The sequence below is a fragment of the Roseibium aggregatum genome, assembly GCF_014692675.1.
Classification (GTDB): Bacteria; Pseudomonadota; Alphaproteobacteria; order Rhizobiales; family Stappiaceae; genus Roseibium; species Roseibium aggregatum_C.
Genome location: NZ_JABFCZ010000011.1, coordinates 26,846 through 48,685, shown reverse-complemented (window position 1 = coordinate 48,685; position 21,840 = coordinate 26,846). Strand labels below are relative to the sequence as shown.

The window sequence follows — 21,840 nt, the reverse complement described above, 5'->3', positions numbered from 1 at the left end:
GGATGGAAGCTGGACACCGATGTTTAGAAAGACCTTGAGCACAGTCGCTGCAGGGGCGGCCATTATTGTCGCAACCGCAATCGCAACACCGGTTTTCGCGGAATCGCCGTTCCATACCGGCGTCTGGCAGCTGAATACGAAGGACGGCCCGAAAGGGCTGGTCGTCAGCGACTGGCTGGTATTCGAAGACGGCCTGCCAAAACGCTGGCTTTACCGCAAGGCCGGCACCAACGATGCCAACCAGTTCGATTTCTACACCCGGACCATGGGCACGTCCGAATACGCGCCCTACGGCATCCGGGTCTATCGCACCGGCGATAACGAAATGAAATACACCATCGCGGAAACGGGCAAGGACCCGATCGAGGTCAGCGCCGTGCGCCTGTCGATCCCGAATTTCAAGAACTCCTGCCTGTCCGTGGAAAACAAGGGCGAGCGCCTGTTCGGAACCTGGAACGGCACGTCAGCCTCGCACCTGAAGAAGCTGCGCCTGACCAAGACGGGCCTCACCATTGACGGCAAGACCTCGAAGGTCAGCGTCGAGCCTGTCCGCACCGGCCGTCTGGGAATCGTGCAGGATGGTAAACCGTTGGCGTTTCTGACGGATGCGGGCGGCGATTATGCGGTCCTGCAGTGGTTCAACGACGGTGTCACCCAGGAGCACATGCGCGATCCGAAGCGGGAAATCCTCGATTTCAAGGCGGAGGAAGTCGTCCGGACCCCCGGCGGCACGTGCGACGGCGAGATCAAGTCGCGCCTCAAGGCCATGAAGAAATAATCGGGGCCAGGACGAAATAAACGGGCAGGAAACCGGAAATTAAGGCCAACATTGCCAAAATTTCAGAATTGGCGTCTTGTTCTGCCATAAGGCTTTTCCCATATTGGAAGGGTAATCCGCCGCCGGGCCGAAATCCGGGGTAAACTGCAATCGAGAGGATTTTCGAATGTCGACCTTCGACCGGAACACTCAGGCTTCTTATTCGGTGGCCGGCGCTCGTGCCGAAGCTGGCATCGACGAGGGCCTGCGCGCCTATATGCTGGGCGTTTACAACTACATGACCTTTGGCCTGGCCCTGACCGGCCTGTTCGCCCTCGGCACCGTCTATTTCGCCGTTGACCAGAGCGGCGGCGGCCTGGCTCTGACCCAGTTCGGCATGACCCTTTACGGCAGCCCGCTGAAGTATCTCGTCATGCTCGCGCCCCTCGGCTTCGTCATGTTCCTGTCCTTCCGCATCCAGTCGATGAGCGCATCGGCAGCGCGGACGACCTTCCTGGTCTATGCCGCGGTCATGGGCATTTCCCTGTCCTCGATCTTCCTGGTCTATACCGGCGGATCGATCGCCCGCGTGTTCTTCATCACGGCAGCTGCCTTCGGTGCGCTGAGCCTCTACGGCTACACCACCAAGAAGGACCTGTCCGGCTGGGGTTCGTTCCTGTTCATGGGCCTGATCGGTATCGTGATTGCGGCTTTGGTGAACATCTTCCTGGCATCCAGCGCCCTGCAGTTTGCGATCTCCGTGATCGGCGTGCTGGTCTTTGCCGGCCTGACCGCCTACGACACCCAGCAGATCAAGGAAATGTACTACGAAGGCGACGGCCACGAGGTCGCCACCAAGAAGTCGGTCATGGGCGCCCTTCGCCTCTACCTCGACTTCATCAACATGTTCCTGATGCTGCTGCAGCTGTTCGGTAACCGTAACTAGGCGGCACGCACCCAGACACACGAAAGCCCGGCCTTGAGCCGGGCTTTTTTGTATCGTTATTCATCAATGGCGGCAGGGCCGCATCTGAAAGCCCTGCCTGTCGCCGTCAGGCGTCGACGAGCTTCAGGTGCTTTTTCTTTTCCAGGACCTTCAAAACCTGCGCCAGGTCGTGGCCGCGCTTCAGGATCATGCCGCCGGTCGCGATAACGGAATAGGCGCCCTGCCGGCGGGCAAGCTTCGGATCCTTTTCGATCCGGTAAAGCGGCATTTCGGAACTGCGGCGGAAAACGGAAAAGACGGCCCGGTCTTTCAGAAGATCCATCGCATAGTCACGCCATTCGCCATCGGCGACCATGCGGCCGTAGAGCCGCAGGATTGTATCGAGTTCACGACGGTTGAAGGAAACGACCGGCTTGGCCGGGGCCTGGGAGGCCGAAGCATAAGAGGAATGCGCGGCAGCCGGCCCCTGGCCGGATCCGCGCAACGACGCGCTGTCTTCGGTTTCGTTCATTCCGCCTCCTTGTTCTCGGTCAAGAGCACCAGCATCGGCCCTGAGAGGCAGGATGAAGCCGGTGCGTCTTCGTTCCAACGTCATCCATCTGTCATGATGCACCCCCCGCCAAAGGCTTGGCAAGCCCGCTATTTCCGCAAGTTTGGCTGCGACATTCTGTCAGGGCTTTCAAATTCGGGCATAGGCAGTTCAAAAATCACGTTTTTGCCGCATTCCAGCCCTTGGCCAGCCATTTTGGCTCACCATATTCCCATCATACCCTGATGGGTCGAACGACTTGGGTCTCGGAACGCATTAGCCCCCCAGCCCCCCGATATCCGGGTTTGTTCGAACCAGAGTTTCAGTATCAAACATCAGGGCAACTGAAGGGCCGGCGATTAGCCGGCCCTTTTCATATTCGGGCCCGGAAACGGGAAGCATGGGCCCTGAACAGGGCATTTTCGGACTTCCCCAAATCGCCCGGTATAGTATCCTGTCTCCATGACAACCGCGCTCATAGACCTGCGTCCGGCGACGCCGGAAGATTGTGACGCTCTGGCCGATATACACAGCACGGCCTGGCTCGGGGCCTATCGCGGCCTGTTGAACGGTGTCGAACTCCAGAGACTTGTGTCCCGGCGCACCGCCCCCTGGTGGCGCGCGGCGCTCGCCCGCGGCGTCCAGATCAAACTGCTGCAGGTCGCCGATGAGCCGGCCGGATACGCCACCTTCGGCACCTGCCGTATCCGGGATCTTTCCAGCGAAGGCGAGATCTACGAACTCTATCTCAAGCCCGAATACCAGGGCCTCGGCTTCGGGCGAAGCCTGTTCAGCTCTGTCAGGACGGATCTTGCCGCCCGCAACCTGTCCGGCCTTGCGGTTCAGGTCCTCAGCGACAATGACCCGGCCTGCGCCTTCTACAAGGCCATGGGCGGCCGGTTTGCCGCAAAGTCATGGTACCGCAGCGCAGGCAAGCGCATGGGATTGTCGGTCTATACCTGGCCGCCGCTGACCTAGGGTACGGACCTAGTTGAACCGACCCGGCCTGCCGATGGTCATCGGCTCCTGACTGCAGTCGAAACCGTAGGCGAGCTTGTCGGCGGCCTGCCGTGCGAGGACATTGGCATTTGAATTGATCTGCGCATCAATCCGCGCGACCTGGCAGGTGGCTCCCGGCGCGATCTGGGTGACGATCAGGATATTGCCCTTTTTGCCGCCGCTGCCCTCGTCCGGAAACCAGCGCAGGATGGTGGCGAAAGGCCGGCCGTCACGCAGGCGCCATTCGAGCGTGTCGTTGATCGTGTTGAAATTGGGCAGGGTCTGATGGGCGGCCGGCTCGTTGTCCGCATCCGCTCCGAAGGAAACGAACATGCGCAAATCGCCCTCGCTGACATAGACCGGGATGCCGGCATAGCCCGGACAGTCCGCCGTGCCGCCGTCGATGCCTTCCTGTTCTTCGCCCGTCGGCTTGCGCCACTCACAGGCGTCCAGATCGAGTTTCGTGTAGGCACTGGTGATTTCGGCGGCCCCGGAAACGGCGGGCAAAACCACCGAGAGCGCTGCTGCAAGAATCAGTCTGGAAAAAATCATGTCCACCTCACCGCGGCAAATCCGCTTGAAATCGAAAGCTCCGGCGCCGCTCGGTCCCGCCGGGATTCATCATTTCGTTGCAATGCAACAAATTGGGGCTTGCGCTCGCCCGGTCTGGCTGTAATAGACCCATCAACAGCGAACAGGAGTCAAGCAGCATGCGTATCGATGCCGTACCGATCGGAAAGAACCCGCCCGAGGACATCAACGTGATCGTTGAAGTGTCCGTCGGCGGCGAACCGATCAAATACGAAATGGACAAGGAAGCCGGCGCCATGTACGTCGACCGCTTCCTTTACACGCCCATGCGCTATCCCGGAAACTACGGCTTCGTCCCGCACACCCTGTGCGGCGACGGCGATCCGATCGACGTGGTGGTGGTCAACCAGCGCCCCGTCGTGCCGGGCGCCATCATGAACTGCCGTCCGATCGGCGTCCTGATCATGGAAGACGAATCCGGCCAGGACGAAAAGATCATTGCCGTTCCGAGCCACAAGCTGACCAAGCGCTACGACAAGGTTCACAGCGTGGAGGATCTGCCGGAAATCACGATCAGCCAGGTCAAGCATTTCTTCGAGCACTACAAGGACCTGGAACCGGGCAAGTGGGTCAAGATCAAGACCGTCGAGAGCGCCGAAGTGGCTAAGCGCATGATCGTTGAATCGATCGAGCGCGCCACCAGACAGGCCGCAGAATAACGTCGCGCCGGCGTTCAATTAATCTGTCGGAATTTTCGAGGCCGTAGCGGATCTTCAACGATCGGCTGCGGCCTCGATCTGTTCCATGTCCTCGTCGGACAGGCCGAAATGATGGCCGATTTCGTGAACGAGGACATGTGAAATGATATCGCCGAGGCTGTCGTCGCCGCCGGCCCAGTAATCGAGGATCGGCCGCCGGAACAGCCAGATCCGGTTCGGCCGCTGCCCGGTATGCAATTCGCCGCCGCCCTGGGCGAGGCCGATGCCCTCGAACAATCCAAGAAGACCGTAGAAGTCGGTGACGCCGACGCTTTCCAGCATGTCTTCGCTGGCAAAGTCCTCAACGGTGATGACGAGATCCTGGCACTTGTCGCGGAATTCGTCCGGAAGCGCGTCGAAAGCGTTTGCCGCTATCTGCTTGAACACCTTCAGACCAGGCGCCGTGCGGATAAACCAGTTATCCGGGCTTTCCAGCGTCCTGGCGTTTTCCAGGCCTTCCTTCACCCAATCCTCCATGGCCGCTCCTGATGACCTCAGTTCATAACGGACCTAAAGGAGATAGGTCGTGACGAGATAAATGACGAGGCCTATGGCAAACAGAAGTCCTGCGGTCCGGCCGATCCGCCGGCCCCAGACCTCGATTCGGTCGGTCTCGTCCGCATCCGCGCCGGCCAGATGGTCCTGCGCCCGCTGCGCCATCCGGGCAAGGGTGGAGCCGGTGATCGTTTCGCTCTCGACAGTGGCGCGGTCAATGGCCCGCAGGGCTTCTTCCCGCTTCTTTTCCTGCCGATCCCGATGGCTGGTCACCTGTGTCACTCCTTGATGGCGCCTCTCAGAGAGACTGCCCCGATCAGCGCCAGCAGCGCAAGCCCGGCGGAGGCCACCGCATTCCAGCCGGCAAAGGAGAGACCCAGGACACGCAAGGCTGCCTCGGTGCAGCTGACGATCCGGTATCCTCCGAGGTTTTCCAGCATGGAGGCAGCCGACTTGGGCGCTCCGCTGCCGCCGCCGCAATCGGTCGGACCTTGCCAGAAATCCCATTCCGCCCCGGCCTGATAGACCCCGAGCCCGGAGCCGTAGGCAAAGACCGCGACAGTCAGAAGCAGAACAAGCGCGGCCGGTCCGTGCCGGCCTTTGGACGCCAGGACCAAAGCCAGCACCGTCAGCGGCAGGCCGACATAATAGGGCACCCGCTGCTCGAGGCAGAGTTCGCACGGGTCGTAGCCGCCGATGAGCTGGAAGCCCCAGGCGGTTGCGATCACAGCCAGTCCGCCCAGAAGAAGCACGGTCATGGCGGCCCTTGCGGTCGTCGCTTTCGTCATATCGAGATTGTCCCCATCCTTTGGCGGCCTGCCTGAAGCAATCGGCCTGAAGCAGCTTGCCTAAAGCAGCTTGATCGCCGCGAAACCGCCGACCAGCAACACAACAAATACGGTGAACATGAGGCCGAGGCGCTTTTCGATGAAGTCGCGGATCGGCGGCCCGAAGAAATAAAGCAGCGCGGAGACCACGAAAAAGCGGATCCCGCGCGACACGATGCTCGACAGCACGAAGATCGGCAGGTTCAGGCCGGTCACGCCGCTCGCGATCGTGATCACCTTGTAGGGAAACGGCGTCAGCCCCGCGAAGAAGACGAACCACCAGCCCCAATCGTTGAAAAGCCTTCTGAACTCCTCGAACTTGTCGAGGTAGCCGTAGAAGGACAGGATCGGTTCCGCGACTTCGTGAAACAGGACCGAGCCGATGAAATAACCGAGCAAGCCGCCGACCACCGATGTAACGGTGCACAAGAACGCCAGATACCAGGCCTTTTCCCGCTTTGCGATCACCATCGGGATCAGCAGAATGTCCGGAGGTATCGGAAAAACCGAGCTTTCGATGAAGGAAACTGTTCCAAGCGCGACATTCGCGCGTGGACCGGCTGCAAGAGACAGGGTCCAGTCGTAAAGGCGTCTTAACATTACCGCTTCCTCAGCCCGCAATTCCCGCAATCGCTACGCCCTGCATCGGATGCTGGCGGGCCGGATATGCGTGAAAAACGCCTAGTGCGAGATGCGGTCATGGTCAAGCCGCTTTCGGCCATCCGTAGAAATGCGGTCATGAGGAGGAGCCAAATCACAAAATGATCATAATCGAGTCCTAATGAAGCGGCCTATCGCACTTTCTGCGTCACGAAAATTGGCATCGCAATCGGCATGGCATCGACGAACAAACCCGGAAAGCCGGGATCGAACATGACCAAAGTCCGTTTTCGACCCGCATTCAGGTTTCCGGGCGCAGCCCTCCTGTGTTTTGTCTTTCTGGCGGCGGCCGCCCTTGCCTTGCCCGCCTCTGCGCAGGACCTGCCGGTTCACGACTCAACGGCTTCCTCGCGAGTCGATCATGCAGATGCGTCAAGTGCCGGAAACAAGGTTCCTTCCGACGACGACGGCACCATCGATTCCAGTGACAGGGGCCTGCTCGATGCCGAGGCCCGGTCTGCTGCCGATTGCAGCGACGGCCGCGACGATATCCCCGCCTCGGCTTCCGCGGAGGCGTACGGCGCGGATTTCATCCGAAGCCTGACCCTGATTGAAGACAATCGCATTCGCGCCATCTGGCTCGGCCACCGGAGCCCGGTCGCGCGGATCGATGACGGGTCCCCACGTATCTACGCCCGGCCGCCTCCGGTCATCTCTTAAGGCGTTCCGCGGACGGCGGGTTTGTAATCAATCAGGCGATCATCCCAGGTCGTCACCCGCACCAGTCGCAAGCCTGCCGCTCCCGGCGCTCTTCTTCCTCTGAAACCGAACGGCAAGCCGTCGTCCGCATCTCCGGATCCGCCGGACTGCGAGACCGGCGATGCATCAGCGTGAACGAGACCGAAGGCCGTCCCCCCCCGGGCAATCCGGTCGGGCAGATCCCGGCATTTCCGGTTGACTTAAGAGAACATCGAAACATGATCCGCATTTCTCACTCCCAGTCACGGGCCAAGTCCCCGGCCAAGTCCCTGGCCAGGGTCCTGGCCGTCATGCTGCCGATCTCGGCAGCGGTGCAGCTTGCGACGGGCGCCCCGTCCCTTGCCCAGGACATGCAGAACCAGGACCTCAAGGGTTTCTGGCTGACCACCCCTTATCCCGAACTCGCCCTGCGGCCCGGTGAAAAGGAAAACATCCAGCTCACCCTGAAGAACGCCGACATACCGCCCCAGCGTGCGGAACTTCAAGTCACCGGCATTCCGGACGGTTGGGACTGGGCGCTTGAAGGCGGCGGTCGCGAAGTAACCGCTGCCATGGTTCAGCCGAACGCCAGCGAGCGGCTGATGCTCAAGGTGACCCCGCCGGCGGCAAGCGCCGACAAGTCCTTCCCGATCAAGGTCACCGCCCATTACGGCAACGACGTCACCACGCTGCCGATGACCCTCAAGGTGTCGTCGACCGCCGCCGGCGGCGTGAAGCTCACCCCGCAGCTGCCCGCCCTGCGCGGCACCGCCAAATCGACCTTCACCTACAAGCTCAAGGTCGCCAACAACGGCGCCGAGGACGCCCTGTTCAACCTCGCCGCCCAGGTGCCGGACGGTTTCCAGACCCGCTTCAAGCAGGGCTACGGCTCCGAGGAAATCACCGGCCTGCCGGTCAAGGCCGGCGCCACCGCCGATCTGACCGTGGAAGTCGTGCCGCCGCATTCGGTCGAGGCCGGGCGCTACCCGATCAAGGTTGCCGTCGCCGACGGCGAAAACGTCGCCAACACAGACCTGAGCCTTGAGGTCACCGGCCAGCCGGAGATCAGCATGCAGGGTCCCCAGGGCCGGCTCAGCGGATCGGCGGTCGCAGGCAAGGACACCAACTTCAGCTTCACCGTCACCAACACCGGCAGCGCACCGGTCAGCGACATCGCGCTGAGGGCATCGACGCCCCAGGGCTGGAAGGTGAGTTACGAACCCAAGTCGATCCCCATGCTGGCGCCGGACGCCAAGCAGGAGGTCAATGTCTCGATCCATCCGTCGGAAAAGGCCATTGCGGGCGACTACATGCTCAACCTGACCGCCTCTTCGGGTGCGGCGTCCGACACGGAAAAATTCCGTGTGACCGTCGAAACCTCGACCATCTGGGGCCTTGCCGGGCTCGGTGTGATCGCGGCCTCGGTCATCGTGCTGGGCGTCTCCGTCACGAGGTACGGCCGGCGATGAGCGACACAGTCATTGAAGCCAGGGGACTGACCAAGCGCTACGGCAGCAACGTGGCCGTCAACGGTATCGATTTCTCGGTGGAAGCCGGGGAAGTCATCGGGCTTCTGGGGCCCAACGGCGCCGGCAAGACGACCACGATCCTGATGCTGCTCGGCCTTACCGAGGCGGACGGCGGCGATGTCGTCATTCTCGGCAAGGACCCGGTGCGCCAGCCCCTGCAGGTCAAAGCGGACGTCGGCTACCTGCCGGACTCGGTCGGGTTCTACAACAACATGACCGGCCGGGAGAACCTCGCCTATACGGCGCGGCTTTCCGGCCTGTCGCACGCCCAGGCGGCGGAGAATATCGCCGCCGCCCTGGAAAAGGTCCGGCTGACGGACGTGGCCGACAAGCGGGTCTCGACCTATTCCCACGGCATGCGCAAGCGGCTCGGCATTGCCGAACTGCTCATGCGCAAGTGCCGGATCGCGATCCTGGACGAGCCGACGTCCGGCCTCGACCCGCAGTCGACCCGGGAGCTGCTCGACCTGATCCGCAGCCTCAGCAGGGACGGCATGACCATCCTGTTGTCCTCGCACATCCTCGACGCGGTCCAGTCGGTCTGCCACCGGATCGCGTTGTTCAACAAGGGCCGGATCGGCTTCCTCGGCACCATGGAGGAACTGGCCGCCAAGCTCGGCGGCGGCGCGTTCATCGTCGATGTCGAGGCCGACGGCATCGACCTTTCCAAGGCTGTGAAATCGGCAAAGGGCGTCAAGTCGGTCACGCCGGACGGAGACGGACAGTGGCATATCGAGACGGAGCGGGACATCCGCCCCGAACTCGGCCGCCTGATCGTCCAGGCCGGCGGCGACCTGCGCAACATGGACCTGCGCCGGACGCGGCTCGACGAAGCGTATGACCGCTTTTTCAAGGAGTACGGCAATGAAGCGTGAAGGCTCTCCCTTCAAGGGAGTGATGACGGTCGCCTTGAAGGAGGCGGCCGATCACATGACCAGCGCGCGCATGCATCTGATCATGCTGCTCGTGCTGTTGACCGCGATCGGCGCCGTCTACGGCGCTATCAACCACATCCGCGACACCACGTCGGAAGATCCCTTCCTGTTCCTGAAGCTGTTCACGACGGCCCAGCAACCCCTGCCCTCCTTCGCCTCCTTCCTCGGCTTCCTGTTGCCGCTGGTGGCGATTGCGCTCGGGTTCGACGCCATCAACGGCGAATACGGGCGGCGGACGATGAGCCGGCTTCTGGCCCAGCCGATCTACCGCGACGCGCTCCTGTTCGGGAAATTCCTCGGCGCGCTTCTGGTGATTGCGATCGCGCTCTTGACGCTGTGGCTGCTGATGACCGGGCTCGGGATCCTGTTCCTCGGCCTGCCGCCGTCGGGGCCGGAACTGGTGCGCAGCATCGCCTATCTGGCGGCGACCCTGGTCTATGCCGGGGTGTGGCTGGCGCTGGCGATGGCGTTCTCGACCCTGATCCGCTCGGCGGCAACGGCGGCTCTGGCCGCCCTTGCCCTGTGGCTGATCCTGAGCGTGTTCTGGTCGATGATCGCCCCGCTGGTGGCGGGTGCGATTTCGCCGGTCGATCCGTACAACCCGATGACCCTGCTCTCCAATTTCGAGACCCAGCAGGTGATCGCGCGGATATCGCCGCAAACGCTCTACGGCGAGGTGTCCAGCATGCTGCTCGATCCGTCCAACCGCTCGGTGGGGCCGATCTTCATGAGCCAGCTCCAGGGCGCGCTGATCAACGCCCCGCTGCCGACCATGCAGAGCCTCACGATCATCTGGCCGCAGATCTCCGGCCTGTTCGCGGCGATGGTGCTTCTGTTCACCCTCGCCTACACCGTCTTCCAGCGTCAGGAAGTCCGAGCCTGACCCTGGCGGAGCGGCGCGCTTTCCGAGGGCGCGCCGCTCCACTTCGATCTGTTTCCCCCGAAAACAGATCCCTCGGCCCTTCCGCCATCTCATTTCCCCTTACGCGGGGATCCCCGGCCTCATCGAACGCCGCAGGTTCAATCGCGGATGTATCGATTTCGGCTGCCTGACATCTAAATGGTGAGCAAAGCCGACACCGGACCTTCATGGCACGTCGACTACATTTGTGTGATGCCATAGGCTGGCACGATCAGACCTACTCGTGAATGACCATCCGGCGAGCAGAAGCGGAAAGGCGTTACCGACGCGCTGGACCGTGAAGCGCCGGGAACTGCGGAAACGATGCAAGATCTAGTCGTCAACAACCTCGTCCTGCTGTCTGCGGCGGCGATTATCGTGCTCGGCATCCTGTCGAGCATTGCGGCCGTTCGTTTTGGCGCGCCCCTGCTCCTGGTCTTTCTGGGCATCGGCATGTTGCTCGGCGAGGACGGTCCGGTCGGACTGAGTTTCGACAGTTACATCATCGCCTATCTGATCGGCTCGGCCGCACTGGCGGTGATCCTGTTCGACGGCGGCATGCGCACCCGCCTTTCCACGATCAGGTCTGTTGCCGCACCCGCCCTGGCGCTTTCGACGGTGGGCGTACTCGTCACGGCCTTTCTCACCGGCGTGTTTGCCCACTATGTCATCGGGTTCGGCTGGATCGTCAGTTTCCTGCTCGGATCCATTGTCGCATCCACCGATGCCGCCGCCGTGTTCTTCCTGTTGAAGGCCGGAGGCCTCAAACTTCGGGGCAAGGTCGGACCGGTGCTGGAAACGGAATCCGCGACCAACGATCCCATGGCCCTGTTCCTCACGCTGGCCCTGCTGGAATTCGCTCTGGTGAGCGCCTCCCCCAATGCAGCCAATCCACTGGCCGGAACCCTGGTTCTGTTTTTCCAGCAGTTTGCCCTCGGGGCCCTGATCGGGACCGCCGGAGGCTTCATTCTGGTCTGGATCCTGTCCCGAATGCCCCTGTCGGGAGGACTGCTCCCCCTCTTCGTTCTTGCTGCCGCAATCGTGATCTTCACCGTCTCCGCGTTGCTCAATGCCAGCGGGTTCCTGGCCGTCTACCTGGCAGGCCTCGTCCTCGGCAACCGGCCGGTTCGGGCATTTCCTTCATTGTTGAACTTCATGGACAGCTCGACCTGGATGGCACAGCTCGTCATGTTCGTGATGCTCGGATTGCTGGTGACGCCCAGCAAAATGGCCGACTATGCCTTCACGGCGATCCTGATCGCCGTGTTTCTAATGCTGGTGGCCCGGCCGCTTGGCGTGCTGGCCTCCCTGGCCCCATTCCGCTTCACTTCGGCGGAAACCATTTACGTGTCATGGGTCGGCCTTCGAGGTGCGGTGTCCATTTTTCTGGCGACCCTGCCGGTGCTTGCGCATCTGCCGGGCGCCCAGCTGTTCTTTAACCTGGCGTTCGTCGTGGTCCTGGTTTCGCTGGTTGCGCAAGGTGCCTCTCTGGGCTGGACGGCGAGGCGCCTGAAACTGGCCTTGCCGGATACGGCGCCCGCCGTGAAGCGGTTCGAAATCGATCTGCCGGGTCAGCAGCAACTGGAACTGGTCGCCTATCCCGTCGAGGAAGGTTGCTCCTATTTGACAGCGTCCTATACGCCCGTCTGGCTCAAGCCGGTCTTCGTCGTAAGAGGCGATGAGGTTGTGTCAACGGAACAGGCAGGCCCGCTGACACCCGGCGACTACGGCTACTTCCTGGTGCCGCCCAAAAAAATCACGCGCCTCGATGCGCTGTTCGACGCATCCGCCACGCCCTTGAAAACCGCCGACTTTCAGGGCTTCGCGTTCAACAGCGACGTCGCCCTCAACGCCCTTGCGGAAGAGTACAAATTCGGCCTTCCCGACCGATACCGGGAATTGACCATAGCCCAGGCCTTCGCAGAGAGATTCGGTGATGTCCTTCGTGTCGGCGACAGGCTTGAACTGGACACCCTTGATCTGGTAGCGGTGGACCTCGACGGTGACACCGTTTCGCGGGTTATTCTGGAACTGCCGGAGGAACCGGAATGGCCGGATCGGATCAGGCCTTACGTGGCCAGAATTGTCGCTGCGCTGCGTATCGGGCTACGCAAATGGCGGACGGCGAAGAAACCGAACCAATCCCCGATTGAAACAGGGAAAGCGGCGCAGGAAGAACACACTCAAGCAGGCAAAGCCGATAGTGCAAGAAAACCCGCTCAGGCAGACAAAGCCGATAGCGCATAATTCGCGCTCAAGTAGGCGAAAGCCGGTAGCGCAAAAACAAAATGCTCATGCAGGCCAAAGGCCGATAGTGCACCCGCGCTCAAGTAGCCCAACGGGCGATAGCGCACCAAACTTGCGCTCAAGTAGCCCGAAGGGCGATAGCGCACTAAGATATGGATGGTGCCCCCCGCCGGAATCGAACCGGCACTCCCGAAGGAACGGGATTTTGAATCCCGCGCGTCTACCAGTTCCGCCAGAGGGGCAACTGACACCGAGTTGCGTCTCTATCACGCCCTTGAGGTTTTGCGCAAGAACGACGGCGCGGGTTCTCACGGGGTTTCTGGCCCGTTGAAATGCGCCCCTGTCAGGCGGCCGAAAAGCCGTACGGCGGGCGGCCGGTGAGAATCTGTTTACCGCGTCTTTCGAATGTGCGCCGCCGGACCGGAAAATCGTTTCGCCGGACGTGTCCGTAAGGAGCCTTTCAACCATTGCGTGACAGGTTGCCGCGACCGATCACGATGGGATTTTTCGGGGGTAACACGATGGGAACAGTGCATTCGGGAGGTCCCGACCTGCGGGCCGTCGCCCAGAACCTTGGCTTTCTCGCCCCGGTTCAGGAACTCGACAAGGAATTCGGCCAGAGCGACGCGCCGGGAAAATTCACCCAGTCCGTTCTCGATGTGAGCAGGATGGAACCACGCCCGATCCGGCCGGACTGGATCCTGGAAGGCGCGCCGGACGCCCGTTGCATCAATCTGTCCATGAACACCCGCGGCTGGGCCAGCACCGACCACTGGTCCTGCACGAAGGGCAAATTCCGCTGGCACTTCCATTGGGACGAGACCGTTCTCTTCCTGGAGGGCGAGGTCAGGATCACCGACGAGACCGGCAAGGTCTATCTGGGCCAGCCCGGCGTCAGCCTGTTCTTCCCGGCGGGCACATCGTCGGTCTGGGACGTGCCGGCCTATATCCGCAAAATCGCGTTCAACCACCGCCCGGTTCCCCGTTACGCCCATCTGGCGGATCGCATCGTCAACAAGCTGCGGCGCATGACCGGGCTTGTTCCCGCCGCAAAGGGCGGCCTTGGCTAAGGCCATACCCTCATAAAAAGAGGCAGAACTGGCCTCGGCTAGGCCACCTTCGACAAAGGCGCAAATTGTGCGCTTCTTCTGGACAGCGATTTTGCTCTTGGGTAAGTAGATTTCATGAGCAAGTCGCCCAAGGAAATCGAGCTGAAGCTCGAAGTGTCACCGGACGTTCTCGATGAGCTGAAACGCGGCGGAGCATTGCAGCGCTTCACCGGCGGCCGGGCCGTGACCAAACCGCTGCTGTCGATCTATTTCGACACGCCGGACCAGGCGCTGCGCAAGGCGAAAATCTCGCTGCGCGTCCGCAAGGTCGGTCGGTCCTGGATGCAGACCGCCAAGCTTGGGACCGGCGTCGCCGGCGGTCTTTCCAGTGCGGTCGAAGCGGAACACCCGGTGAGCGGTCGGGCGATCGACCTTTCGGTGATCAAGGATCCGGCCGTTCTGATGACCCTCAATGAGATCATCGGCGGCAAACCGCTCGGCGAATGCTTCGAGACAAATATCCGCCGCACCACGCGCCTTCTGACATCCAAGGAGGACGGCAGCATAATCGAGGTTGCCTTCGACACGGGCGAGGTCAAGGCCGGCGGCCAGTCCCAATCCCTGGCCGAGGTCGAATTCGAACTGAAAGCCGGTTCCAGCGCCAGCCTTCTCGAAGCTGCGCGCGAAATCGTCGGCGCTGCTCCGTTCCGGCTGTCGCCCTGGTCCAAGGCCGAGCGCGGCTTTCGTCTTGCCGACGGCATCGAGGACGCGGAAATCCGGCCGAAGCCGGCAGACGACGTCAGGTTGCCGCCGGAAGAGACCGTCGAACTGGCCTTCCGGGAAATTCTGCGCTCCTGCCTGACCCAGATCGCCGACAACCGGGTCGTCATCCTTCAGGGCGACGATCCGGAGGGCCCGCACCAGTTCCGCATCGGGCTGCGCCGACTGCGCAGCGCCTTCCGCCTGTTCAAGCCGGTGCTCAATCCGCTGACGCTGAAGGACCTCGACGCCCAGGCCCGCATTCTGGCAACGGAAGCCGGCAAGGTCCGCGACCTCGACGTGCTGACGGACGAAATCGTTTCGCCCCTTGCAAAGGTCGCACCGGAAGGCATCGGCCTCGAACCGCTTCTTGAGCATCTGCGCACCATCCGCGAGGAGGGCCGCGCCGCCCTCCAGGCCCATCTGAGAGAGCCGGACGTCAACGCCTTCCTGTTCGATCTGGCCGCCTATACGGAAGGCCGGGGCTGGCTCGACATCGACAATTTCGACCAGACGACACGGCTCGCACAGACGATCCGCGTCTATTCCCGCAAGGCGCTCGACAGGCAGTGGAAGAAGGTTTCCCGGTACGGCTCCAGGATTGACGACCTGACCATCCCCGAACGCCATGAAATGCGCAAGGCGCTGAAAAAGCTGCGCTACGGCGTCGAATTCTTCGGCAGCCTTTATCCGAAGTCGGACCTCAAGCCGTTCCTGAAGCGCATGAAGCGGCTGCAGGATATCTTCGGTTATCTGAACGATGTCGCCATGGCGGAAAAACTGGCCACCCTGCCATCCGTCGACGGCAAGTCCTCACGGCAGATCCTGTTGGCGATCGGGTTCGTCATCGGCTGGCACGAAGCCCAGTCCTCCGGCACATGGCCCCACGCCAAGGGCTACTGGCAGGACACGAAAAAGGTGCCGAAGTTCTGGCTGTAGAAGGTGTGGCCGAAACCAGGAGCCGATCGATTTCAAGTTTTGTGTTCGGCCAATGTTGCTAGTGTCTCCTCGAGAGGCTGAGGAGGCATATGTGAGCAAGCCGATAATCCAGAAAGTTTCCGCTCGAGCCCAGTCTGAACAAACAAGGACGGACCGGTCCGACATTTCGCCGAGCGCGATCTTTCCCCCATTGTCGGCAGATCAACTGGCCGAAACCGTTCGAGAAATCGGTTTCAAGCCATCCGCTCTCTATGTCGAACTTATGCAGGAAGTCGGGAACGGCGGGTTCGGGCCGGGGTATGGCCTGATGGGGCTTGCGGGCGGAGCCGCCAATGACATGGGAGATACCGCGGTCGATCTGTACAAGGTTTTCGCTCAACCTGATCCAAACGAACCGTCTTGGAAATGGCCGCAAGGCCTGCTCCCGATATGCCATTGGGGATGCGCCATTTACTCCTGCATCGACTGCACCAACGAAGAAGCGATGGTCATGACGTGGGACCCGAACGAATGGGAAGACGGCACTTCACCGACACTTGCGATTTGGTCTACGGAAATGCCCCTGGCGGAATGGCTTCGGGCTTGGTCGGACGGCGTCAATCTCTGGGAAAAAAGATCCCCGCCTTCCTGACGGAACAAATCCCGCCATTGCCAGTTCGCAGCGCCACATGCTTTTTCGTGGATCAGGTGCGAAATATGTCCGGCCATCAGCTTTCGACGACAAGCTGTATCCGGTCCGCCGCCATGCGCGTCCGCGTGTACTGCATCGGTCTCCCGTCCGCGTCGAGGTTCAGGCTTTCCACGACCAGCACCGGCTGGCCCGAGGCGACGCCCAGGACGGCGACATCCTGCGGGTCGACCAGTTCGGCCGTCACCCGGCTTTCCTTGCGCCGGTAGTCCGCAACGCCCGCCTTTGCCAGCGCCCTGGTGATCGATCCGGTTTCCGCGTAATCGGCGACGAGATTCGGAAACCGGCTCTGCTCGAACCAGCTGGTGCCGACCATGACCGGGACGCCGTCGGCGACCCGCAGGGTCTCGAGCCTGATCAGCAGCGTTCCGATCGGGACCTTCAGCCAGTTCGCCAGGAGGGCATCGGCTTCTTCCGTTCCCGCGCCGATCAGCCGCCCGCTCGGCGCCTTGTCCTGACCGGAGACAATCTCCGAAAACCGCGTGCGTGACGTGATCGGGTAGCTGATCGGCGCGGCGGCGACGAACGTGCCCCGGCCCTGGTCGGCGCGCAGGACCCCTTCCGCCGTCAGCGCGGCAATGGCGCGCCGCACCGTATGTCGATTGACCCCGAAGCGGGCGGCAATCTCCGATTCCGGCGGCAGGCGGCTGCCTTTCTCGAAAGCGCCGCTGGCGATTTCCGCCTTCAGCCATTCCATGATCTGGCGCCAGATGGCGATGCCCGCGCCCCGATCGAGTGTCGTCCGTATTGTCATCTGTCCGTCATCAAAGGTCTGTAGTCAGGAATCAACCTGAAAATTCGTCTATACAAATAGACAAATTCGTTCTAACAAACAACCCATCAGACACAGGCGCCCCACCTCCAACCAAGGCGACCCCCAATGACCGACACATCCGCTACATCGCCCCATTCACCCGGACCGGACCGGAAGGCCATCATGTCCGTCCTTGCCGCAGCAAGCCCCGAAGATCTCGCAACCGCTTACGACCGGCTCGGCACTCCGCCGGCCTATGAAATGGTGCGCCAGCCGGAAACCGGCCTCGTCATGGTCCGCGGCCGCATGGGCGGTACCGGCAGCCCGTTCAATCTCGGTGAGGTGACGGTGACGCGCTGCGTGGTCCGCCTTGAGAGCGGTGAGGCCGGCAGTTCCTATTGCCTCGGCCGGCACAAACAGAAAGCGCTTCAGGCAGCCGTGATCGACGCCCTGTGGCAGCGGGCCGACGACCGGGAGCGAATCGAGACGGAAGTCGTCGCCCCGCTGGCCGAGATCCGCACAAAGGCCGATGAGGATCTGAAGGCGGAGACCGCGGCCACCAAGGTCGATTTCTTCACAATGGTGCGGGGAGACAACTGATGACCGCCCTCAACCAGACCTCCGGGCAGAACCAGACGTCGGCACCCCTGGCCGCCGGCTTTGCCGACCCGGTCCAGGACGCCCAGCGCGGCTTCCGCACGATCATGAACGCCATGGCCCGCCCGGGCAGCCTGCAGGCACTCGCAACTGGCGGCCTGAAGCCACCGGCGCCGCTCACGCCCGTTGTCGCAGCCATCGCCCTGACCCTGTTCGACTACGACACCCCGGTCTGGCTGGATGTGCCCTTTGCCCGTTCCGAAGCGGTGAAGACCTTTCTGCGCTTCCACACCGGCGCGCCCATCGTCAGCGAACCGGTCGAGGCCGGTTTCGCCCTGATCGCGGACCCGGCCCATTTGAGCAGCCTGGGCAAGTTCCATCAGGGCACACTGGAGTATCCGGACCGCTCGGCCACCGTCATCCTGACTGGCCAGACGCTCTCCAATGAAGGTCCGGTCCATCTCTCCGGCCCGGGCATTGAGACGGAAACGGCGTTTTCTACAGGTCCCGTTTCGCTAGCCTTCTGGGACCAGGTGAAGGCGAACAACGCGCAGTTTCCGCGCGGGGTCGACCTGATCTTTGCCGGATCGGCCGAAATCGCGGCCCTGCCCCGCTCCACAATGATCACCGTTCGGGAGGCCTGAGCCATGTATGTTGCAGTCAAGGGCGGCGAGAAGGCGATCCGCAACGCGCATCAGCTTCTGACCAAGCGCCGCCGGGGCGACACGGGCGTTCCCGCCCTCACCCTGGACCAGATTGCCGAACAGCTGGCGATTTCCGTTGCCCGGGTCATGGGCGAAGGCTCGCTTTATGACGAGCAGCTCGCGGCACTCGCGATCAAGCAGGCGCGCGGCGATCTGATCGAGGCTGCCTTCCTGATCCGCGCCTACCGCACCACCCTGCCGCGCTTCGGCTACAGCCAGCCGATCGACACCGGCAAAATGCTCGTCGAACGCCGTATCTCGGCAACCTACAAGGACTTACCCGGCGGCCAGCTTCTGGGCCCCACCTTCGATTACAGCCACCGTCTGCTGGACTTCGCCCTTGCCGCGGAAGCCGACGGCGAGATCGAAGCACCCGTTCGCCGGACGCCCATCGACGAGCCCATGCCGCGCGTGACCGACCTTCTGGACGACGAAGGCCTGATGGAGGCCGATCCCGTGTCGGCCGAGGATGCTCCGGTCGGCGACTTGACCCGCGAACCCCTGTCCTTTCCGGCGGACCGGGACCTGCGCCTGCAGAACCTTGCCCGCGGCGACGAAGGCTTTCTTCTCAGCCTCGCCTATTCCTCCCAGCGCGGCTATGGCCGCACCCACCCCTTTACCGGCGAAATCCGCTACGGCGCGGTCGAGGTGGAATTCTTTGCCGAAGAACTCGGCTTTGCCGTCAGTCTCGGCACCATCAAGGTGACCGAGTGCCAGATGGTCAACCAGTTCCAGGGAACCGCCAAGTCCTCGCCCAAGTTCACCCGCGGCTACGGCCTCGTCTTCGGCCAGGTGGAACGCAAGGCCATGGCCATGTCGATGGTCGACCGGGCGCTCCGCTGGGAAGAACTCGGCGAGGAACAGGTCGCCCCCGTCCAGGACACGGAATTCGTCATGTCCCATTCCGACAACATCCAGGCGACCGGTTTCGTGGAGCACCTGAAGCTTCCCCACTATGTCGATTTCCAGGCCGAACTCGAGCTCGTCCGCCGGATGCGGGGCGAGTGGTTCGCCGCACGCGAGGCGGAGGAAAAGGCCTCCCGGAACCAGAAGGAGGCCGCGGAATGACCGCACAGCAAAAACCCCTCGACGAAGGCGAGTACAACTTCGCCTATCTCGACGAACAGACCAAGCGCATGATCCGCCGGGCGATCCTGAAGGGCATTGCCGTACCCGGCTACCAGGTGCCTTTCGCCTCCCGTGAAATGCCCATGCCCTACGGCTGGGGCACCGGCGGCGTTCAGGTCACGGCTTCCATTCTCGGCGCCGACGACTGCCTGAAGGTGATCGACCAGGGCTCCGATGACACCACCAACGCGGTCGCCATCCGCGGCTTCTTCGAAAAGACGGCAGGCGTGGAGACAACCTTCGAGACCTCGAAGGCGTCGATCATCCAGACCCGCCACCGGATCCCGGAAAAGGACCTGCGCGAAGACCAGATCATCGTCTTCCAGGTACCGATCCCGGAACCCTTGCGCTTCCTGGAGCCCCGGGAAACGGAAACGCGGAAGATGCATGCGCTGGAGGAATACGGCCTCATGCATGTGAAGCTCTATGAGGACATCGCAAAGAACGGCCATATCGCCACCACCTATGCCTATCCGGTGCTGGTGAATAACCGCTACGTAATGGACCCCTCGCCGACACCGAAATTCGACAATCCGAAGATCGATAAAATGGCCGCGCTTCAGCTTTACGGCGCCGGCCGCGAGAAGCGGATCTATGCAATCCCGCCCTACACCGAGGTCAAGAGCCTTGATTTCGAAGACTACCCCTTCGAAGTCCAGAAATTCGACAAGCCCTGCGGGTTGTGCGGCGCGGAGAACGTCTATCTCGACGAGGTCATTCTCGACGACAAGGGCGGGCGCATGTTCGTCTGCTCAGATAGTGACTATTGCGAGGAACGCCGGGAGGCCGGACATCTCGGCCCCATGGCCGCCGACCCGAACGCCATGACCCTTGCCGGCGGCACATCTGACCAACACTCCGAGGAGCCGGCCCGATGACCGATTTTTTCTCTGACGACCCGCTGCTTCAGGTCAATGGCGTGACCCGCTACTACGGCGACCGCATCGGTTGCCGGAACGTGTCCTTCCAGCTCTGGCCGGGCGAGGTTCTCGCCATCGTCGGCGAGAGCGGCTCGGGCAAGACCACCCTGCTCAACTGCCTGTCGACCCGCCTGGCCCCGACGGCGGGCGCCATCGAATACCGCATGCGCGACGGCGCCATGCGCAATCTCTATCAGCTCGGCGAGGCCGAGCGCCGCCTGCTGATGCGCACCGACTGGGGCTTCGTTCATCAGAACGCCGCCGACGGCCTGCGCATGACCGTCTCCGCCGGCGCCAATGTCGGCGAACGGCTGATGGCGGTCGGCGACCGTCACTACGGCCACATCCGCGAAACGGCGACCGACTGGCTCGGCCGGGTGGAAATCGAAGCCGATCGGATCGACGACGATCCGAGGTCTTTCTCCGGCGGCATGCGCCAGAGGCTGCAGATCGCCCGCAACCTGGTGACCCACCCGCGCCTGGTGTTCATGGACGAACCAACTGGTGGTCTCGACGTCTCGGTCCAGGCCCGACTTCTGGACCTGCTCCGGCGCCTTGTGGCGGATCTGGGCCTGTCAGTAGTGATCGTCACCCATGACCTTGCCGTCGCCCGGCTGCTGTCGCACCGGATCATGGTCATGCGCCATGGCGAAGTCATCGAAACCGGGCTGACCGACCAGGTGCTCGACGATCCGCGCGAGCCCTACACCCAGCTTCTCGTTTCCTCCATCCTCCAGGTCTGAGGCCGAACAATGCCAGTGCGTCTTTATCTCAGCCATGTCGGCAAGTCCTTCACCATGCACCTGCAGGGCGGCACGACCATTCCCGTCGTCTCCGGCGTCGACTTCTCCGTCGGTGAGGGCGAGTGTGTAGTTCTCGGCGGCCCGTCGGGAGCCGGCAAAAGTTCGATCCTGAAGATGATTTACGGCAATTACCGCTGCGACCAGGGCCAGATCCTGGTGACCGTGGGCGACGAGATCGTCAACGTGGCGGATTCCGAACCGCGCAAGATCCTGCAATTGCGCAAGGATGTGATCGGCTATGTCAGCCAGTTCCTGCGGGTAATCCCGCGCGTGCCGGCTGTGGAAGTCGTCGCCGAGCCGCTGATCCTGCAGGGCGCGGACGAAGGAAAAGCGCTTGCCAGGGCCCGAGATCTCCTGACCCGGCTCAACGTGCCCGAACGACTCTGGGGCCTGCCGCCGGCAACCTTTTCCGGCGGCGAACAGCAGCGCGTCAACATCGCCCGCGGTTTCATCGCCCACTATCCGCTGCTGCTGCTCGATGAGCCGACCGCCTCGCTCGATGCGGCCAACCGGGCGGTGGTCGTCGAGCTGGTGGCGGAGAAAAAGCAGGACGGCGTTGCCATGGTCGGGATCCTGCACGACCAGGACGTGCGCGACAGAATTTCCGACCGGATCGTCGACGTCACCGCCTTCCGGGCGGAGGCGGCCTGATCCGATGAACAATCTCAGGGGATAGCGTCACAGGATCGACATGGAATAAGACTACC

The 21,840-nt window shown here is 62.3% G+C and carries 25 protein-coding genes and 1 tRNA gene; 18 read left to right on the top strand and 8 right to left on the bottom strand.

The features are described from left to right. Window positions 1–34 precede the first annotated feature (34 nt). Complete coding sequence (locus HK439_RS11120; protein WP_209011726.1) at window positions 35–778, top strand: hypothetical protein; 744 nt, start codon at window positions 35–37, stop codon at window positions 776–778. Window positions 779–944: 166 nt separating this feature from the next. After that, complete coding sequence (locus HK439_RS11115) at window positions 945–1,703, top strand: Bax inhibitor-1/YccA family protein (protein ID WP_190291551.1); 759 nt, start codon at window positions 945–947, stop codon at window positions 1,701–1,703. Between the two features lie 106 nt (window positions 1,704–1,809). Here the strand turns inward: HK439_RS11115 and HK439_RS11110 are convergent, their stop codons facing one another. Beyond that, a complete protein-coding gene (locus HK439_RS11110) occupies window positions 1,810–2,214 on the bottom strand; it encodes a DUF2794 domain-containing protein (protein WP_190291550.1) in 405 nt (134 codons plus the stop codon). Window positions 2,215–2,694: 480 nt separating this feature from the next. Between HK439_RS11110 and HK439_RS11105 the strand changes: the two genes are divergently transcribed. After that, window positions 2,695–3,210, top strand: a complete 516-nt coding sequence (locus HK439_RS11105; RefSeq protein ID WP_190291548.1) for a GNAT family N-acetyltransferase — start codon at window positions 2,695–2,697, stop codon at window positions 3,208–3,210. Window positions 3,211–3,219: 9 nt separating this feature from the next. Here HK439_RS11105 and HK439_RS11100 read toward each other — a convergent pair whose 3' ends face one another. After that, window positions 3,220–3,783 (bottom strand): hypothetical protein, encoded by a 564-nt coding sequence (locus tag HK439_RS11100; RefSeq protein ID WP_190291547.1) that lies wholly within the window; start codon window positions 3,781–3,783, stop codon window positions 3,220–3,222. Between the two features lie 158 nt (window positions 3,784–3,941). Here HK439_RS11100 and ppa point away from each other — a divergent pair, with 158 nt between their 5' ends. Continuing rightward, window positions 3,942–4,481, top strand: a complete 540-nt coding sequence (ppa, locus tag HK439_RS11095; RefSeq protein WP_190291545.1) for an inorganic diphosphatase — start codon at window positions 3,942–3,944, stop codon at window positions 4,479–4,481. Between the two features lie 54 nt (window positions 4,482–4,535). On the opposite strand, the gene HK439_RS11090 is transcribed toward ppa, so the two are convergent. The 4 genes from HK439_RS11090 to HK439_RS11075 are packed head-to-tail and all read right to left on the bottom strand — an operon-like array spanning window position 4,536 to window position 6,442. Continuing rightward, entirely contained in the window at window positions 4,536–4,997 is a 462-nt protein-coding gene (locus HK439_RS11090; protein WP_190291544.1) for a metallopeptidase family protein, read from the bottom strand. Between the two features lie 33 nt (window positions 4,998–5,030). After that, window positions 5,031–5,288, bottom strand: a complete 258-nt coding sequence (locus HK439_RS11085) for a hypothetical protein (RefSeq protein WP_190291542.1) — start codon at window positions 5,286–5,288, stop codon at window positions 5,031–5,033. Window positions 5,289–5,293: 5 nt separating this feature from the next. After that, window positions 5,294–5,803 (bottom strand): disulfide bond formation protein B, encoded by a 510-nt coding sequence (locus tag HK439_RS11080; protein WP_209011725.1) that lies wholly within the window; start codon window positions 5,801–5,803, stop codon window positions 5,294–5,296. 60 nt (window positions 5,804–5,863) lie between these two features. After that, the gene (locus HK439_RS11075; RefSeq protein WP_190291541.1) at window positions 5,864–6,442 is read right to left on the bottom strand and encodes a YqaA family protein; all 579 of its coding nucleotides are present in this window, start codon (window positions 6,440–6,442) and stop codon (window positions 5,864–5,866) included. Between the two features lie 273 nt (window positions 6,443–6,715). Between HK439_RS11075 and HK439_RS11070 the strand changes: the two genes are divergently transcribed. The 5 genes from HK439_RS11070 (at window position 6,716) to HK439_RS11050 (ending at window position 12,792) form a co-directional block, all read left to right on the top strand. Next, the gene (locus HK439_RS11070) at window positions 6,716–7,162 is read left to right on the top strand and encodes a hypothetical protein (protein ID WP_190291539.1); all 447 of its coding nucleotides are present in this window, start codon (window positions 6,716–6,718) and stop codon (window positions 7,160–7,162) included. 257 nt (window positions 7,163–7,419) lie between these two features. After that, window positions 7,420–8,649 (top strand): NEW3 domain-containing protein, encoded by a 1,230-nt coding sequence (locus tag HK439_RS11065; protein ID WP_190291537.1) that lies wholly within the window; start codon window positions 7,420–7,422, stop codon window positions 8,647–8,649. Then, window positions 8,646–9,584, top strand: a complete 939-nt coding sequence (locus tag HK439_RS11060; RefSeq protein WP_190291536.1) for an ABC transporter ATP-binding protein — start codon at window positions 8,646–8,648, stop codon at window positions 9,582–9,584. Before HK439_RS11065 ends, HK439_RS11060 begins: the two co-directional genes overlap by 4 nt. Beyond that, complete coding sequence (locus HK439_RS11055) at window positions 9,574–10,527, top strand: ABC transporter permease (RefSeq protein ID WP_190291534.1); 954 nt, start codon at window positions 9,574–9,576, stop codon at window positions 10,525–10,527. Before HK439_RS11060 ends, HK439_RS11055 begins: the two co-directional genes overlap by 11 nt. A gap of 342 nt (window positions 10,528–10,869) precedes the next feature. Next, window positions 10,870–12,792, top strand: a complete 1,923-nt coding sequence (locus HK439_RS11050; RefSeq protein WP_190291533.1) for a potassium/proton antiporter — start codon at window positions 10,870–10,872, stop codon at window positions 12,790–12,792. A gap of 157 nt (window positions 12,793–12,949) precedes the next feature. On the opposite strand, the gene HK439_RS11045 is transcribed toward HK439_RS11050, so the two are convergent. Continuing rightward, window positions 12,950–13,034 (bottom strand) — tRNA-Leu (locus HK439_RS11045). Between the two features lie 279 nt (window positions 13,035–13,313). Here HK439_RS11045 and HK439_RS11040 point away from each other — a divergent pair. The 3 genes from HK439_RS11040 to HK439_RS11030 all read left to right on the top strand — a co-directional run bounded on the left by HK439_RS11040 (window position 13,314) and on the right by HK439_RS11030 (window position 16,170). Continuing rightward, complete coding sequence (locus tag HK439_RS11040) at window positions 13,314–13,862, top strand: cupin domain-containing protein (protein WP_190291531.1); 549 nt, start codon at window positions 13,314–13,316, stop codon at window positions 13,860–13,862. A gap of 114 nt (window positions 13,863–13,976) precedes the next feature. Then, window positions 13,977–15,539 (top strand): CYTH and CHAD domain-containing protein, encoded by a 1,563-nt coding sequence (locus HK439_RS11035; protein WP_190291530.1) that lies wholly within the window; start codon window positions 13,977–13,979, stop codon window positions 15,537–15,539. A gap of 91 nt (window positions 15,540–15,630) precedes the next feature. Continuing rightward, a complete protein-coding gene (locus HK439_RS11030; protein ID WP_190291528.1) occupies window positions 15,631–16,170 on the top strand; it encodes an SMI1/KNR4 family protein in 540 nt (179 codons plus the stop codon). 76 nt (window positions 16,171–16,246) lie between these two features. Here HK439_RS11030 and phnF read toward each other — a convergent pair whose 3' ends face one another. After that, window positions 16,247–16,981: a phosphonate metabolism transcriptional regulator PhnF gene (phnF, locus tag HK439_RS11025; RefSeq protein ID WP_190291526.1), complete on the bottom strand. Its 735-nt coding sequence runs from the start codon at window positions 16,979–16,981 to the stop codon at window positions 16,247–16,249. Between the two features lie 126 nt (window positions 16,982–17,107). On the opposite strand from phnF, the gene phnG reads away from it, so the two are divergent. Genes phnG through phnL form a run of 6 tightly spaced genes read left to right on the top strand, consistent with a single transcriptional unit; the run spans window position 17,108 to window position 21,784 of the window. Beyond that, window positions 17,108–17,581, top strand: coding sequence for a phosphonate C-P lyase system protein PhnG (phnG, locus tag HK439_RS11020; RefSeq protein WP_190291524.1), 474 nt, complete (start codon window positions 17,108–17,110; stop codon window positions 17,579–17,581). Beyond that, window positions 17,581–18,222 (top strand): phosphonate C-P lyase system protein PhnH, encoded by a 642-nt coding sequence (gene phnH, locus HK439_RS11015; RefSeq protein ID WP_190291522.1) that lies wholly within the window; start codon window positions 17,581–17,583, stop codon window positions 18,220–18,222. The genes phnG and phnH overlap by 1 nt, the downstream gene beginning before the upstream one ends. A gap of 3 nt (window positions 18,223–18,225) precedes the next feature. Further along, window positions 18,226–19,350 carry a carbon-phosphorus lyase complex subunit PhnI gene (locus HK439_RS11010; protein WP_190291521.1) on the top strand — a complete coding sequence of 375 codons (1,125 nt, stop codon included), beginning with the start codon at window positions 18,226–18,228 and terminating at the stop codon, window positions 19,348–19,350. Then, window positions 19,347–20,288, top strand: coding sequence for an alpha-D-ribose 1-methylphosphonate 5-phosphate C-P-lyase PhnJ (locus HK439_RS11005; RefSeq protein ID WP_190291519.1), 942 nt, complete (start codon window positions 19,347–19,349; stop codon window positions 20,286–20,288). Before HK439_RS11010 ends, HK439_RS11005 begins: the two co-directional genes overlap by 4 nt. Then, entirely contained in the window at window positions 20,285–21,073 is a 789-nt protein-coding gene (gene phnK, locus HK439_RS11000) for a phosphonate C-P lyase system protein PhnK (protein ID WP_190291517.1), read from the top strand. The genes HK439_RS11005 and phnK overlap by 4 nt, the downstream gene beginning before the upstream one ends. Window positions 21,074–21,082: 9 nt before the next feature. Then, the gene (gene phnL / locus HK439_RS10995) at window positions 21,083–21,784 is read left to right on the top strand and encodes a phosphonate C-P lyase system protein PhnL (RefSeq protein ID WP_190291515.1); all 702 of its coding nucleotides are present in this window, start codon (window positions 21,083–21,085) and stop codon (window positions 21,782–21,784) included. Window positions 21,785–21,840: the final 56 nt, after the last annotated feature.

Bases quoted from the DNA above. Each gene is read 5' to 3' on its own strand.
- HK439_RS11115 (WP_190291551.1), top strand. From the start codon at position 945: ATGTCGACCTTCGACCGGAACACTCAGGCTTCTTATTCGGTGGCCGGC.
- HK439_RS11110 (WP_190291550.1), bottom strand. From the start codon at position 2,214: ATGAACGAAACCGAAGACAGCGCGTCGTTGCGCGGATCCGGCCAGGGG.
- HK439_RS11105 (WP_190291548.1), top strand. From the start codon at position 2,695: ATGACAACCGCGCTCATAGACCTGCGTCCGGCGACGCCGGAAGATTGT.
- HK439_RS11100 (WP_190291547.1), bottom strand. From the start codon at position 3,783: ATGATTTTTTCCAGACTGATTCTTGCAGCAGCGCTCTCGGTGGTTTTG.
- ppa (WP_190291545.1), top strand. From the start codon at position 3,942: ATGCGTATCGATGCCGTACCGATCGGAAAGAACCCGCCCGAGGACATC.
- HK439_RS11090 (WP_190291544.1), bottom strand. From the start codon at position 4,997: ATGGAGGATTGGGTGAAGGAAGGCCTGGAAAACGCCAGGACGCTGGAA.
- HK439_RS11080 (WP_209011725.1), bottom strand. From the start codon at position 5,803: ATGACGAAAGCGACGACCGCAAGGGCCGCCATGACCGTGCTTCTTCTG.
- HK439_RS11075 (WP_190291541.1), bottom strand. From the start codon at position 6,442: ATGTTAAGACGCCTTTACGACTGGACCCTGTCTCTTGCAGCCGGTCCA.
- HK439_RS11070 (WP_190291539.1), top strand. From the start codon at position 6,716: ATGACCAAAGTCCGTTTTCGACCCGCATTCAGGTTTCCGGGCGCAGCC.
- HK439_RS11065 (WP_190291537.1), top strand. From the start codon at position 7,420: ATGATCCGCATTTCTCACTCCCAGTCACGGGCCAAGTCCCCGGCCAAG.
- HK439_RS11060 (WP_190291536.1), top strand. From the start codon at position 8,646: ATGAGCGACACAGTCATTGAAGCCAGGGGACTGACCAAGCGCTACGGC.
- HK439_RS11055 (WP_190291534.1), top strand. From the start codon at position 9,574: ATGAAGCGTGAAGGCTCTCCCTTCAAGGGAGTGATGACGGTCGCCTTG.
- HK439_RS11050 (WP_190291533.1), top strand. From the start codon at position 10,870: ATGCAAGATCTAGTCGTCAACAACCTCGTCCTGCTGTCTGCGGCGGCG.
- HK439_RS11040 (WP_190291531.1), top strand. From the start codon at position 13,314: ATGGGAACAGTGCATTCGGGAGGTCCCGACCTGCGGGCCGTCGCCCAG.
- HK439_RS11035 (WP_190291530.1), top strand. From the start codon at position 13,977: ATGAGCAAGTCGCCCAAGGAAATCGAGCTGAAGCTCGAAGTGTCACCG.
- phnF (WP_190291526.1), bottom strand. From the start codon at position 16,981: ATGACAATACGGACGACACTCGATCGGGGCGCGGGCATCGCCATCTGG.
- phnG (WP_190291524.1), top strand. From the start codon at position 17,108: ATGACCGACACATCCGCTACATCGCCCCATTCACCCGGACCGGACCGG.
- phnH (WP_190291522.1), top strand. From the start codon at position 17,581: ATGACCGCCCTCAACCAGACCTCCGGGCAGAACCAGACGTCGGCACCC.
- HK439_RS11010 (WP_190291521.1), top strand. From the start codon at position 18,226: ATGTATGTTGCAGTCAAGGGCGGCGAGAAGGCGATCCGCAACGCGCAT.
- HK439_RS11005 (WP_190291519.1), top strand. From the start codon at position 19,347: ATGACCGCACAGCAAAAACCCCTCGACGAAGGCGAGTACAACTTCGCC.
- phnK (WP_190291517.1), top strand. From the start codon at position 20,285: ATGACCGATTTTTTCTCTGACGACCCGCTGCTTCAGGTCAATGGCGTG.
- phnL (WP_190291515.1), top strand. From the start codon at position 21,083: ATGCCAGTGCGTCTTTATCTCAGCCATGTCGGCAAGTCCTTCACCATG.